General features: G+C 71.0%; 14 protein-coding genes. 4 read left to right on the top strand and 10 right to left on the bottom strand.

The genetic code is table 11. The features are described 5' to 3' along the window. The first annotated feature begins 3 nt into the window (after positions 1-3). Positions 4-489: a YbaK/EbsC family protein gene (locus ACFYXF_RS26740; protein WP_389353009.1), complete on the top strand. Its 486-nt coding sequence runs from the start codon at positions 4-6 to the stop codon at positions 487-489. After that, positions 486-1,334: an EamA family transporter gene (locus tag ACFYXF_RS26735; RefSeq protein ID WP_389353007.1), complete on the top strand. Its 849-nt coding sequence runs from the start codon at positions 486-488 to the stop codon at positions 1,332-1,334. The genes ACFYXF_RS26740 and ACFYXF_RS26735 overlap by 4 nt, the downstream gene beginning before the upstream one ends. Positions 1,335-1,344: 10 nt before the next feature. Here the strand turns inward: ACFYXF_RS26735 and ACFYXF_RS26730 are convergent, their stop codons facing one another. From ACFYXF_RS26730 to ACFYXF_RS26720, 3 genes are read right to left on the bottom strand one after another with little or no spacing between them, the layout of a single operon-like run. After that, positions 1,345-1,833, bottom strand: a complete 489-nt coding sequence (locus ACFYXF_RS26730; RefSeq protein WP_389353005.1) for a ricin-type beta-trefoil lectin domain protein — start codon at positions 1,831-1,833, stop codon at positions 1,345-1,347. Between the two features lie 37 nt (positions 1,834-1,870). After that, positions 1,871-2,248 carry a hypothetical protein gene (locus tag ACFYXF_RS26725; RefSeq protein WP_389353003.1) on the bottom strand — a complete coding sequence of 126 codons (378 nt, stop codon included), beginning with the start codon at positions 2,246-2,248 and terminating at the stop codon, positions 1,871-1,873. Then, the gene (locus tag ACFYXF_RS26720; protein ID WP_389353001.1) at positions 2,245-3,726 is read right to left on the bottom strand and encodes a metallophosphoesterase; all 1,482 of its coding nucleotides are present in this window, start codon (positions 3,724-3,726) and stop codon (positions 2,245-2,247) included. Before ACFYXF_RS26720 ends, ACFYXF_RS26725 begins: the two co-directional genes overlap by 4 nt. A gap of 254 nt (positions 3,727-3,980) precedes the next feature. Between ACFYXF_RS26720 and ACFYXF_RS26715 the strand changes: the two genes are divergently transcribed. Further along, positions 3,981-4,259: a DUF1876 domain-containing protein gene (locus ACFYXF_RS26715; RefSeq protein ID WP_389352999.1), complete on the top strand. Its 279-nt coding sequence runs from the start codon at positions 3,981-3,983 to the stop codon at positions 4,257-4,259. 251 nt (positions 4,260-4,510) lie between these two features. Here the strand turns inward: ACFYXF_RS26715 and ACFYXF_RS26710 are convergent, their stop codons facing one another. From ACFYXF_RS26710 to ACFYXF_RS26685, 6 genes are all read right to left on the bottom strand, one after another. After that, positions 4,511-5,692, bottom strand: a complete 1,182-nt coding sequence (locus tag ACFYXF_RS26710; protein ID WP_389353338.1) for a serine hydrolase domain-containing protein — start codon at positions 5,690-5,692, stop codon at positions 4,511-4,513. 41 nt (positions 5,693-5,733) lie between these two features. After that, on the bottom strand, positions 5,734-6,138 hold the full coding sequence (locus tag ACFYXF_RS26705) for an organic hydroperoxide resistance protein (RefSeq protein WP_389353336.1): 405 nt from the start codon (positions 6,136-6,138) through the stop codon (positions 5,734-5,736). 178 nt (positions 6,139-6,316) lie between these two features. After that, positions 6,317-6,802 (bottom strand): MarR family winged helix-turn-helix transcriptional regulator, encoded by a 486-nt coding sequence (locus tag ACFYXF_RS26700; RefSeq protein WP_389352997.1) that lies wholly within the window; start codon positions 6,800-6,802, stop codon positions 6,317-6,319. Positions 6,803-6,827: 25 nt separating this feature from the next. Further along, the gene (locus ACFYXF_RS26695; protein WP_389352995.1) at positions 6,828-7,598 is read right to left on the bottom strand and encodes an energy-coupling factor ABC transporter ATP-binding protein; all 771 of its coding nucleotides are present in this window, start codon (positions 7,596-7,598) and stop codon (positions 6,828-6,830) included. Next, positions 7,586-8,347 (bottom strand): cobalt ECF transporter T component CbiQ, encoded by a 762-nt coding sequence (cbiQ, locus tag ACFYXF_RS26690; RefSeq protein WP_389352993.1) that lies wholly within the window; start codon positions 8,345-8,347, stop codon positions 7,586-7,588. Before cbiQ ends, ACFYXF_RS26695 begins: the two co-directional genes overlap by 13 nt. A 1-nt stretch (position 8,348) precedes the next feature. After that, positions 8,349-9,413 (bottom strand): energy-coupling factor ABC transporter permease, encoded by a 1,065-nt coding sequence (locus ACFYXF_RS26685; RefSeq protein WP_389352991.1) that lies wholly within the window; start codon positions 9,411-9,413, stop codon positions 8,349-8,351. Positions 9,414-9,557: 144 nt separating this feature from the next. On the opposite strand from ACFYXF_RS26685, the gene ACFYXF_RS26680 reads away from it, so the two are divergent. Then, positions 9,558-9,908, top strand: coding sequence for an SsgA family sporulation/cell division regulator (locus ACFYXF_RS26680; RefSeq protein WP_389352990.1), 351 nt, complete (start codon positions 9,558-9,560; stop codon positions 9,906-9,908). A gap of 236 nt (positions 9,909-10,144) precedes the next feature. On the opposite strand, the gene ACFYXF_RS26675 is transcribed toward ACFYXF_RS26680, so the two are convergent. Further along, positions 10,145-11,764, bottom strand: coding sequence for a penicillin-binding transpeptidase domain-containing protein (locus ACFYXF_RS26675; RefSeq protein WP_389353334.1), 1,620 nt, complete (start codon positions 11,762-11,764; stop codon positions 10,145-10,147). Positions 11,765-11,862: the final 98 nt, after the last annotated feature.

Genomic DNA, 11,862 nt, shown 5'->3' with positions numbered 1-11,862 from the left:
GGCATGACCACGTCCCCCCGTTTCGCCGAGGCCCTCGAACAGCTGGGGCTCGGTGAACTCACCTCCCGTATCCGGCGGTTCCCCGACGAGACGCGTACCGCTGCCGAGGCCGCTGCCGCGATCGGGTGCCAGTTGAGCCAGATCTGCAAGTCGCTGATCTTCTCCGCCGACGGGGTCCCGGTGCTCGTCCTCATGGACGGGGCCTCCCGCGTCGACGTCGAGCTCGTACGGCGTGAACTCGGCGCCGCGAAGGTCACCCGCGCCAAGGTGGACGTCGTACGGGAGACCACCGGGTACGCCATCGGGGGCGTACCGCCCTTCGGGCACCGGACCAGGACGCCTGTGCTCGCCGACCGGTCGCTGCTGGAGCACGATCTCGTCTGGGCCGCCGCCGGGACCCCGTACACGGTGTTCCCCATGGAGCCGAAGGCGCTGATCGCCCACGCCGGAGCCACCCTCGTCGATGTGCGGGAGCCGACGGCTTCGTGACCCCGACCGTCACCGCCGCCGTCCTGCTCGCCGCCGTCACCCACGCCTCCTGGAACGCCCTCGCGCACCGCATCACCGACAAGCTGGTCGGGTTCACGCTCATCGCCGGTGGCGGAATGGTGATCGGGCTGGTCGCCGTGCCGTTCGTGCCCTTTCCCGCCGCCGACGCGTGGCCGTATCTCGTCGTCTCCGCCGTCATCCATCTCGTCTACTTCGTGCTGCTCATGCGGTCGTTCCGGCTCGGTGACTTCGGGCAGGCGTATCCGATCGCGCGCGGCACCGCCCCCCTCGTCGTCACCCTGCTCGCCGCCGTCTTCGCGCACGAGGTCCCCGACGGCTGGGCGGCGGCCGGAACCGCCTTGTCCTGTGCGGGACTTACCGGGGTCGCGCTGTGGGGCCTGCGCGGCCGACGGCCCAACTGGGCGGCGATCGTGGCCGCGTTGGCGACCGGGCTGTCCATCGCCGCGTACACCGTCGTCGACGGGTTGGGGGTACGGGCGTCGGGGTCCGCGCTCGGCTACATCGCCTGGCTGATGGCCCTGCACGGCATCGCCGTCCCCGGCTATGCCCTTTACCGCTGGCGGGGCCAATTCCTCACGAAGGTACGGCCGTTCGCAGCCGTCGGACTGTTCGGCGCCGCGCTCTCCGTGGCGGCGTACGGGCTTGTGCTGTGGGCCCAGACCAAAGCCGAACTGGCGCCGATCGCCGCCCTCAGGGAATCCTCGATCATCGTGGGGGCGGCCATCGGAGCCGTGTTCTTCAAGGAGCGGTTCGGGGCGCCGCGTATCGCCGCCGCCGGGCTGCTGGTCATCGGGATCGGGCTGATGCTGCACGCCGGTCAGTGAGTGGCGGGCGTCAGAAGCGGTAGTCGCTCCAGACGAACTGGTCCGGGATGATGTTGCCCGAGACGAGTTGGCTGTAGAGGGAACCGTCGTCGTCGGCGGCGAGGTAGTTGTGGTTCTGGTTCTGGACGAAGCTGCCGTCCGCCGTCCAGAACTGCCCCGAACGGCCGCCCCCGCACGGGGCCATCCAGACGCTGTTGTAGTCGTACGCGTCGTCCGTGGTGAGGCAGTCACCGGTCTGGTTGTTCACCAGGCGGCGCATCGTGTGCCCGTCCCAGGTGTTCGACTCCGAGCCCCAGTGCCATGAGTGCGACGAGCCGGAACAGTCGCCCACATAGGGGGAGAAGCCCGTGGGCGCCTTGAGGCAGCTGCCGGTGTTGTAGCTGACGAAATACCAGTTGGTCGCCGCGGCTGCCGGGGTCAGCGCGCCCGCGACGGTGAGCATGAAGGCGGCGAGCCCCAGGGGCACCGTCAGTCTCAGTCTCGCTCTCCAGGATGTCATGATCGCGAGACTCGCATCACCGTGTTGTGGTGTTCAACTACGCGCAGCCCACAGTTTGTTGAACCGTTGGTGCCGCATAACAACGGACTGTTACCTTCCGCGCCGGCCCCCACTCCTGCTCCACGTCCGCCGCCAACAGCGTCCAGCCCAGGCGCTCGTACAGGGCCGCCGCCGCGTCGCCCTCCTCGCTGCGGGACAGGACGATGTGGCCGACCACCTCCTCTCCCTCCTCCGCCACCCACACCGCGAGCAGTGAGCGCGGCGTCAGCCAAGTGGCCGGGTCCTGCGGCCAGTTGAGGGGATACCCGTTCCGCTCGTGGACCGTCGCCAGTACGCGTACGCACGCTTCCAGGTCGGCCTCCGTGCGGCGGCGGATACGGAACTGGGCTGATTTCGCTGGGCTGTTGGCTGTCACACGGGCATGTAAGCACGTACGCCGGACAGGTCGTGGAGGCGCATGCTGTTGCGGTCGGTCACCGCGCGGCCGAAGGCGTGGTGGGGCCACAGACCGCCCGCCGTGCGGCGGCTGCGTTCGACCCAGGCGCGGGCCGGGACGCTGCTGTTCTTGTAGTAGTTGAGGGCGTAGCCGCCGGTGTGGACGCGGAGCAGACAGAAGCCGCCCGGGTAGTCCTTCACCGCGCTGACCTCCTGCTGGGTCACGTGCGGCGCGCTGGTCAGGGCCGTGCGCTTGTTGCGGTGGGTGTGGCCCGCGTGGTGCAGGAAGACGCCCGGTGAGGCGGCGTACGACTCGACGATCGAGCGTGCCTGGGCGCGGTCCAGGCGCTGGCCGCGGCCCATCGGGAACACCGAGTCCCTTGTGGTGAGGGGGTGGTGGCCGAAGACGAGCGTCGGCTGGTCGGTGTCCGACCTCAACTGTGCTCTGAACCACGCCAGTTGCTCCGCGCTCAGCCCGCCCGCGTCGCCGCCGTTGCCGCTCTTCTCGTACGTGTCCAGGCCGATCAGGCGCAGGCCGCCCAGGTCGCGCGCGAAGTAGCCGAGGCCGTCGGCGTTGCCCAGGAAGCCGTCGCGGAAGGACTCGCGGAACGAGTCGTCGGGGTGCCTCGGGCGGTCGTGGTTGCCCCGTACGACGAAGTAGTCCCGTCCGTGGGTGCCGAAGCCGTCCAGGATGCGGCGGGCCTCGGCCAGGTCCCGGGGTGCGCCGGCCGCCGAGATGTCACCGGCGGCCAGGAGGACGTCCGCTCCGCGCCGGTGGGCCTCCTCGACCATCGCCCGGCTCATGATCTCCGGGTACGGGTCCAGGCCGGGCTGCTGCGAGACCCCGCGCAGCATCGGCACGCCGGCCACCAGGCCCGCCGTCGTCTCGCCGAGGTGCAGGTCGTTGCAGAGCGCGATGGAGAGGAGGTGGCGGCCGGGGGGCGGCTGGGGGGTCGTGAAGGAGTACGGGCCGCCGTGCGAGCCCAGGCCGTGGAGCGAGGTGCCGACCGCGTTGCCCCGGACCAGGTGGAGCGGGGTCGGTGTGGCCGCCCTGCCCCGCGAACGGGCCCGGTAGTAGTACGTCTGGCCCGGCTCCAGATCCGTCAGCTCGACGTAGTGGTGGGCCGTCGGGTGGTCCTCCGCCGCCGTACGGTCGAGGTGCGCGGGGTGGGTGCCGTACACCACCTCGCCCTCGGTGACCGCCGGGACCAGGTGGCCGAAGCCGTCGTCGGTGCCGGGCACGGCCGTGTACCAGGTGATGACGGCGCGGTCCTCGGTGAGCGTGACCAGCTCCAGGTTGAGGGCCGTCACGGTGTCGGGGTGGGCGAGCCGCTCCCGGCGCGCGGCGAGCGCGGAGCGGAGCACGGCGGGCGTGAGGAGCGCACCCGAGCGGGCCAGATCGCGGGGGGAGGGGAACGCCGCCAGGGCGGCCAGGGGAGCGGAGAGACAGCAGCGCATGGGTAGGTACGTGCCCGTGGCCCGTTAACGGCTGCCGTGGGGACGGGGGCGGCACGAGGTATGGGGCACGACAACTCCTTCGCGTCGGTGCGGGAGGTTCTCGGTTCGCGGGTTCTCGGGAAGCTTTCAGGAGAGCACGGCGGGAGGCCTGAGGACACAGTAAGTAGGGTCATCGCGACGAACGTCACACAACGGGCGTGCGTGCCGGGGCCGACAGGAGCACCCTGGAAGCAGCGGTACCGGAGGTGATCGTCATGACGCACACCGCAGTGGGATGGCATGTCGAGCTGGAGTTCGAGGAGGACGAGCAGCGCACACGCGCCGCGGCGCTCGTACGGCTCGCGGACGGGAGCGAGGTACGGGCCCACGGCTACGCCAGCCGTCACCGGTCCGACGAGAACCAGCCGCGCGTCGGTGAGGAGATCGCCGGGGCGCGTGCCCTCAACGAACTGGCGATGAGGCTGCTGACGAAGGCGCACGACGAGATCGACGAGGCGTCGGGGCGGACGTCGCGTTCGCTGACGGTTCGGTAGGTGGCCGGGGGCGGACTGGGGTGCCGGTTGGGTTTTCTCGCCCCCGCCGCCCCTACCCGTTCCCATCCCTGGGGGCTGCGCCCCCAGACCCCCTTTGTCCTCAAACGCCGGACGGGCTGAAAGATCAAGCCCCGGCCGGCACCATCCAGCCCCTCCGGCGTTTGAGGAGCGGGGGTTCGGGGGCGGAGCCCCCGAGGATGGGAACGGGTAGGGGCGGCGGGGGCGAGGAAGAGGGGCGGAGGCGTTCGGCCTCAAGTGCCGGGCAGGCTGGTACGCACCGCCCGGACCAACGCCTGCGCCCGCCCGTCCGCCGTCACGCTCTTGCGGAGGCCGTTCGTGACGTAGCCGAAGGCGATGCCCGACTCCGGGTCGGCGAAGCCGAGGGCGCCGCCGCGGCCGGGGTGGCCGAAGGAGCCGGGGGACAGCAGGGGCGAGGCGGTGCCGTGGAGCATGTAGCCGAGGCCGAAGCGGGTGCCGATCACCAGGACGCGGTCCGGCCCGGCGGATTCCTCGCGTCGGGCCAGTTCGACCGTCTCCGGGGCGAACAGGCGTGTCCCGCCGTCGACTTGGCCGATCAGGGAGGCGTAGAAGCGGGCGAGCCCGTCGGACGTGGCTATGCCGTTGGAGGCGGGCAGTGCCGCGGCCCGGTACGCGGGGTCGTTCTCGTCCGGGAGCGGGGTGATCGCGGCGAAGGCGCGGCTGGTGAGGGACTCCGGGTCGGCGTAGGCGGCGGCGACGGATCGCTTGGGGCGTGTCTTGAGGCCGCCCGACCCCGAGGCATCGACGGGCGTGGGGACCCGGCCGACCCTGCCCACGCGCCCCGCCTCGGCCTCCGACTCCGGCAGTCCGATCCAGAGGTCGAGCCCGGCCGGCCCCGCGATCTCCGACGCCACCCACTCGCCGATCGGGCGCCCGCTGACCCGCCGTACCAACTCCGTCGTCAGCCAGCTGTACGTCTGCGCGTGGTACCCGTGGTCGGTCCCCGGCGCCCAGACCGGTGCCTGGGCGGCCACCGCCGCCGCGCCGAGGGCGGGGTCCATGGCTTGCGCGGGCGTGAGCGGCCGGTCGAGCACGGGGACGCCGGCGCGGTGCGAGAGCAGATGCCGTACGAGGGTCCGCTCCTTGCCCGCCGACTTGAACTCCGGCCAGTACTCGCCGACGGGAGCGTCCAGGTCCAGCTCGCCGCGCTGGGCCAGCATCAGCAGTACGGCGGCGGCGACACCCTTCGTCGCCGAGCGGACGATCTGCGCGGTGCCGTGCTCCCAGGGCGCGTCGCCGTCCACGTCGCGGGTACCGGCCCACAGGTCGACGACCCGGTGCCCGTCCCGGTACACGGTGACGGCCGCGCCGCGTTCGCCGCCGGTCGCGAAGTTCCGTACGAACGCGTCCTGGACGGGTTCGAAGCCCGGCGCCACTGTGCCGTTCACGTTCAGTTCCACGCCGCTGTAACGCGCACCGGCCCGCCGGCGATTCCTCAGCCCAGGATGATCGTCACATCGATGTTGTCGCGGGTGGCGTTCGAGTACGGGCAGACCATGTGCGCCGCGTCCACCAGCTTGGCCGCGATGTCCTGGTCCAGGACCGGCAGTGAGACGCTCAGGGCGACCGCGAGGCCGTAGCCGCGCTGCTTGTTGGGGCCGATGCCGACCTTCGCGGCGACCGTGGAGCCGGTCAGGTCGTAGCCTTCGCGGCGGCCGACCAGGACCAGCGCGTTGTGGAAGCAGGAGCTGTAGCCGGCCGCGAACAGCTGCTCGGGGTTGGTGCCGTTGCCGTCGCCGCCCAGCTGCGGCGGCATGGCGACCTTCAGCGCGATCTGGCCGTCCTGGCTCGTGATCTCACCGTCCCGGCCGCCGTGGGCGGTGGCCTCGGCGACGTACATGATCTTCGTCGGACGGGTGTCGACGGCGGCACCTTCGTCGGTCACTGCGAAACCTCCCCCAAAAACAACTACGTCAATTACATCGTGCACAAGGTACCGGCCGGTAGGGATGCGCTCGCTACCCGGGGGTAGAAACCGCGGGTAACCTCAGGTCAGGGTCAGGTCAAGTCAGGTCAGGTCAGCGGCGGGCCCGGTCCGCCGCCCCCTGCGCCCGTTCCGCGAGGTCCCACAGCTCGCCCCGCAGCCGCGCGACCTCGCCCCCGCTCAGCTCCGTCGCCGCGAGCAGCGCGCCCGGTACGAGCGCCGCGCGCTCCCGGAGTTCCGCGCCGCGCCCGGTGACCCGGACCGACACCGACCGCTCGTCCAGCGCCGACCGCTCCCGGCGGACAAGACCGGCCGCCTCCAGCCGTTTGAGCAGCGGCGAGACCGTGCCGTAGTCGAGGCAGAGGGCGGTGCCCAGCTCCTTCACGGTCACCTCGCCGCGCTCCCACAGGACCAGCAGCACGAGGTACTGGGGGTAGGTGAGGCCCAGCTCGTCCAGGAGCGGACGGTAGGCGGCGGTCACCGCGCGCTGGGCCGCGTACAGCGCGAAGCACAACTGGTCGTCGAGGCGCGGCGACCCGGCGTCGTACACATCGTCGTGCGCGTCCTCTTGTTCGATCACGCGCCCATTGTCCACGCGCCCGTCGTCATGAGCTGCGGGTGGCGGAGACGGAGCGCGGGTCGAAACCGAACGGCAACTCCAGGCGGTGCGCGCTCATCAGGGCGTCGTCGGCGAGGAGTTCGCCGGTGGGGCCGTCGGCGGCGATGACGCCCTCGCTGAGGATCAGCGCGCGCGGGCACAGCTCCAGGGCGTACGGCAGATCGTGCGTGACCATGAGCACCGTGACGTCCAACGACCGCAGGATGTCGGCCAGTTCACGGCGCGAGGCGGGGTCGAGGTTGGAGGACGGCTCGTCGAGGACGAGGATCTCGGGCTCCATCGCGAGCACGGTCGCCACCGCCACCCGGCGCCGCTGCCCGAAGGAGAGATGGTGCGGCGGCCGGTCGGCGAAGTCGGCCATCCCGACGAGTTCGAGGGCCGTACGGACGCGCCCCTCCAGCTCCTCGCCCTTCATGCCTGCCGCAGCGGGCCCGAAGGCGACGTCCTCCCGGACCGTCGGCATGAAGAGCTGGTCGTCGGGGTCCTGGAAGACGATCCCGACCTTGCGCCGGATCTCGGCCATGTGCCGCTTGCCGACGGGCAGCCCGGCCACGGTGACCGACCCGGCGCCCGCGGTGAGGATGCCGTTGAGATGCAGTACGAGGGTCGTCTTGCCGGCCCCGTTCGGCCCGAGCAGCGCAACCCGCTCACCGCGCCCGACGGAGAAGTCGACGCCGAAGAGGGCCTGGTGGCCGTCGGGGTAGGCGTAGGCCAGTCCGGCCACGTCAAGGGAGAGGGGGGCTGTCACAGGGACCATCCCAACACACAGACGACGAGCGCGGCGACCGGCAGGGCGAAGGCGTACGACCACTGCGCCCGGGACGCGGTCACCTCGTCGATGACGGGCATGGACCCGGCGTACCCCCGGCTGACCATGGCCAGATACACGCGCTCACCGCGCTCGTAGGACCGGATGAACAGAGCCCCCGCGGACTTCGCGAGCACGCCCCAATGCCGCACCCCACTCGCCTCGAACCCCCTGGACTCCCGCGCGATCCGCATCCGCCGCATCTCGTCGGCGATGACATCGCCGTACCGGATCATGAAGGAGGCGATCTGCACCAGTAGCGGAGGCAGCTTGAGCCGCTGAAGCCCGAGGAGGAGTGCGCGCAGTTCGGTGGTGGAGGCGAGGAGTACGGAGGTGGCGACGCCGAGGGTGCCCTTGGCGAGGACGTTCCAGGCGCCCCACAGCCCGCTGACGCTGAGCGACATCCCCAGCACCTCGACCCGCTCGCCCTCCGCCACGAACGGCATGAGCACGGCGAAGGCGACGAAGGGCACCTCGATCAGCAGCCGCTTGAGCAGAAACCCGGCCGGTACGCGGGCGAGGCGGGCCACGACCGCCAGCAGCACGGCGTAGACGCCGAAGGCCCACACCGCCTCCCGGGGCGTGGACACGACCACGATCACGAAGGCGAAGGCGGCGGCGAGCTTGGTGTGCGGCGGCAGCGCGTGCACGGGGGAATGCGCGTGCCGGTAGAGCCGGTGGGCGTGCCCGGCGCCCATGTCAGACGCTCGCGGTGGGGGTGGCGGCGGCCGAGGGGTCCTCATCCGTACGGCGCCTGCGCACCGCCCAGAAGACACCGGTCCCGGCGACGACCGTGACGCCGACGCCGATCACCCCGGCGAGGCCACCGGACAGCCGCCCGTCGCTGATGCCCTCGACGCCGTAGTCGGCGAACGGGGAGTCGGCGGCGGCATGCTCCTCGACCTTGGCGTCGATGCCCTTGTCGGCGGCGACCTTCTCCAGGCCGTCGGGGCTGGCGGAGGCGTAGAAGCTGACGACACCGGCGAGGACGAGGGAGGCGGCGAGGCCGGTGAGCCAGACGTTGCGGGTGCGGTGGGAGGAGGCGGGTTCCGGCTGGGGGGCCGCTGCCGGGGCCACGTCGACGAGTTCGCCGCCGACCCGCAGCTGGAGCTTCCGGGTCAGGCCCTGGGCGCCGTGGACGAGATCCGGCCGTACGGCGATGACGGCGCCGACCGTGAACGCGGTGATCGCGGCCTCGCCGAGCCCGATGAGCACATGCACACCGACCATGGCGGTGAGGACCCGCCCGATGGGTACGTCCGTCGTGCCGCCGATCGCGTAGACGAGCGTGAAGGCGAGAGCGGCGGCCGGTACGGAGATCGCGGCGGCGACGAACGCGGAGACGGTGACCGAACGGCGCTTCTTGGGCAGCACCTTCACCAGTCCGCGGAAGGTGGCGTAGGCGACGACGCTCGTCACCACGGCCATGACCGTGATGTTCACGCCGAGCGCCGTCAGACCGCCGTCCGCGAAGAGGATGCCCTGCATGAGGAGTACGACGGACACGCACAGGACCCCGGTGTAGGGGCCCACGAGTATCGCGGCCAGCGCACCGCCGAGCAGGTGTCCGCTGGTCCCGGCCGCGACCGGGAAGTTCAGCATCTGCACGGCGAAGATGAACGCGGCCACCAGACCGGCGAGCGGCGCGGTCCGTTCGTCCAGCTCGCGCCGGGCGCCGCGCAGGCTCACGGCGACGGCACCGGCGGCGACGACTCCGGCCGCCACGGAGACGGGGGCGTTGATGAATCCATCAGGCACATGCACCGTTCGATAATAGTGGCTTGTTGCGAACTCCTTGCAAGAGCGAGGGGAGAGCAATCTGAGGCGCAATCGGGAAAATGTGCGACATTGGAGAGGAAGTGGATTCACAGCTTCTGCACAGGTCACGCAGCGTAAAGGGGCCGTCCGATGTCCGCAGTCGAGCAGTACGCGCGAGCCCATATCGTCACGGACACCCAGGACGACGATCGCGACGCGGTTCCCGTGGTCCTGCGCTACGACCCGGATACGGATCCGCGGGCGGTGCGGATCGGACTGCCCGGGCCGCACGAGTGGACGTTCTCGCGAGCCCTCTTGGAGGAGGGCCTGCGGGCGCCTACCGGCACTGGCGAGGTCCGGGTGTGGCCGTGCGGCCGGGTCCAGGCGGTGGTGGAGTTCCACTCGGCGGGGGGTGTCTCGGTGGTGCAGTTCGAGACGAAGACGCTGATGAGGTTTCTGCGGCGGACGTATGTGGCGGGGGGAGCGAGGGTAGCGGGCTGACTTTCTTCGCCCCCGCCGCCCCTACCCGTCCCATCCTCGGGGGCTCCGCCCCCGAACCCCCGTATCGCGCTACGCGCTCGTCCTCAAACGCCGGACGGGCTGAAGGATCAAGCCCCGGCCGGCACCACATCCAGCCCGTCCGGCGTTTGAGGACGAGGCCGTTCAGGCCGATAGCGGGGGTCTGGGGGCGGAGCCCCCAGGGATGGGACGGTTAGGGGCGGCGGGGGCGAGGAAAACTACCCCCCAGCCTTCAGCAGTGCCGCCACGATCGGCCCCGCCGTGCTCCCCCCGTGTCCGCCCTGCACCACCACACCCGCGCCCGCCAGATCCCCCCGGTACGCCGTGAACCACCCGTTCGGCTTCTCCTGGCCGTCGACCTCCGCGGACCCCGTCTTCGCCCCGTAGTCCGGGCCAAGCCCAGCCATCGCCTCAGCCGCCGTCCCGTACGCCGCCGTGTACTGCATCAGCTCCCGGAGCTGAGAGAGCGTCGACGCCGACATCGTCCGGGACGCGCTCGCCAAAGTACGGCCGTCCACGTCCGCCGACACCAGGTACGGCTGCCGGAACACCCCGGACTCCACCGTCGCCGCCACCGACGCCATGTTCAGCGGGTTCATCCGCACCCCGCCCTGCCCGATCAACGACGCCGCCATCTGCGCCTGCGACTGCACCGGCACCGACCCGTCGAAGGTCGAGACCCCGACCGCCCAGTTGTCCATGCCGAGCCCGAACACCTGCTGCGCCTGCTTGGTCAGGCTGTCGTTGTCGAGTTCCTTGGCCTGGCTGATGAAGGCCGTGTTGCAGGACCGCGCGAAACTCGCCTTGAACGTGCCGCCCTTGATCTCGAACTTGTCGTCGTTCTGGAACTTCCAGCCGCCGTACGTCGAGTACTTCGGGCAAGGGTGCACCTTGTCCGCCGACGCCAGCTCCTTCTCGATCAGCAGCGACGACGTGATCACCTTCATCGTCGAACCGGGCGCGAGCGAACCCTGGAACGCCGTGTTGAAGCCGTGGGACTGGTTCGCCACCGCCAGGATCTCGCCCGTCGAGGGGCGGATGAGGACCACGGACGACTTCGCCTTCTTCGCGACCTGCTCCTCCGCCGCCGCCTGAAGCCCCGGGCTCAGCGTCGTCTTCACCACACCGGGCGTGCCCTTGCTCAGCTCCAGCAGCGTCTTGTCGGCCGACTTCGCCGCCTTGGACGCCGTACCGCGCACGACCCGCAGCTCGATGCCCGCCTTGCCGCCGGCCTTCTTGCCGTACTTCTCCCGGAGGCTGTCCAGGACCGTGCCCAGGGACGGGTACTTGGCGAGCGTCAGTTCGCCGCCGTCCCGGTCGACCGCCTTGATCGGCGGGGTGCCCGCCTCCCCGGTGAGCAGCTTGTCGCCGTCGGCCAGGTCGGGGTGGATCACCGACGCGTGCCAGTCGACCAGCGGCTTTCCGTCGGACGTACGGCGGACCACGGTCAGGGCGCCGGTGTACGCCAGCGGCTTGCTCGTACCGCCGAACGTCACCGTGCCCTTGACCGAGAAGGGCACCTTGGCGCCCGTCGCCACGCCCGGAGTGATCGTCACGCCGGTGATGTGGGCGTCCTTGGTGTAGCCGGTGAGGAGCGTTGTGGCCGCGGTGGTCGTGTCGTTCGTTGCCGCCGCCGCCTGGGCGACCTTGCCCGTCTGCCATGCCGTCAGGAACTGCGTGGCGACCGCCTTGACCTGCGTCGCCGACACCGGGCCCGTCGGCACCTTCGGCTTCTGGTCGGCCGTGGTGGCCGTCGAGGAGCCGTCCTCGGCCGCCGCTCCGCCGCCGTACAGCGCGTAGACGCCGAGACCGGCGCCGCCGACGACCACGGCGATCATCCCGCCGATCACGGCGGGCCTGGTCTTCCGTGCGCTCTGTCGCTCGGCGACGGCCTTCTTCTTGCCCCTCTTGCCCACAGCTCCCGATCCTCCGCGGT

The organism is Streptomyces sp. NPDC002680 (assembly GCF_042889145.1).
GTDB classification, from domain to species: Bacteria; Actinomycetota; Actinomycetes; order Streptomycetales; family Streptomycetaceae; genus Streptomyces; species Streptomyces adonidis.
This window is presented reverse-complemented; position numbering and strand designations above follow the sequence as displayed.

Bases quoted from the DNA above. Each gene is read 5' to 3' on its own strand.
- ACFYXF_RS26740 (WP_389353009.1), top strand. From the start codon at position 4: ATGACCACGTCCCCCCGTTTCGCCGAGGCCCTCGAACAGCTGGGGCTC.
- ACFYXF_RS26730 (WP_389353005.1), bottom strand. From the start codon at position 1,833: ATGACATCCTGGAGAGCGAGACTGAGACTGACGGTGCCCCTGGGGCTC.
- ACFYXF_RS26720 (WP_389353001.1), bottom strand. From the start codon at position 3,726: ATGCGCTGCTGTCTCTCCGCTCCCCTGGCCGCCCTGGCGGCGTTCCCC.
- ACFYXF_RS26715 (WP_389352999.1), top strand. From the start codon at position 3,981: ATGACGCACACCGCAGTGGGATGGCATGTCGAGCTGGAGTTCGAGGAG.
- ACFYXF_RS26705 (WP_389353336.1), bottom strand. From the start codon at position 6,138: ATGTACGTCGCCGAGGCCACCGCCCACGGCGGCCGGGACGGTGAGATC.
- ACFYXF_RS26695 (WP_389352995.1), bottom strand. From the start codon at position 7,598: ATGGTCCCTGTGACAGCCCCCCTCTCCCTTGACGTGGCCGGACTGGCC.
- cbiQ (WP_389352993.1), bottom strand. From the start codon at position 8,347: ATGGGCGCCGGGCACGCCCACCGGCTCTACCGGCACGCGCATTCCCCC.
- ACFYXF_RS26680 (WP_389352990.1), top strand. From the start codon at position 9,558: ATGTCCGCAGTCGAGCAGTACGCGCGAGCCCATATCGTCACGGACACC.
- ACFYXF_RS26675 (WP_389353334.1), bottom strand. From the start codon at position 11,764: ATGATCGCCGTGGTCGTCGGCGGCGCCGGTCTCGGCGTCTACGCGCTG.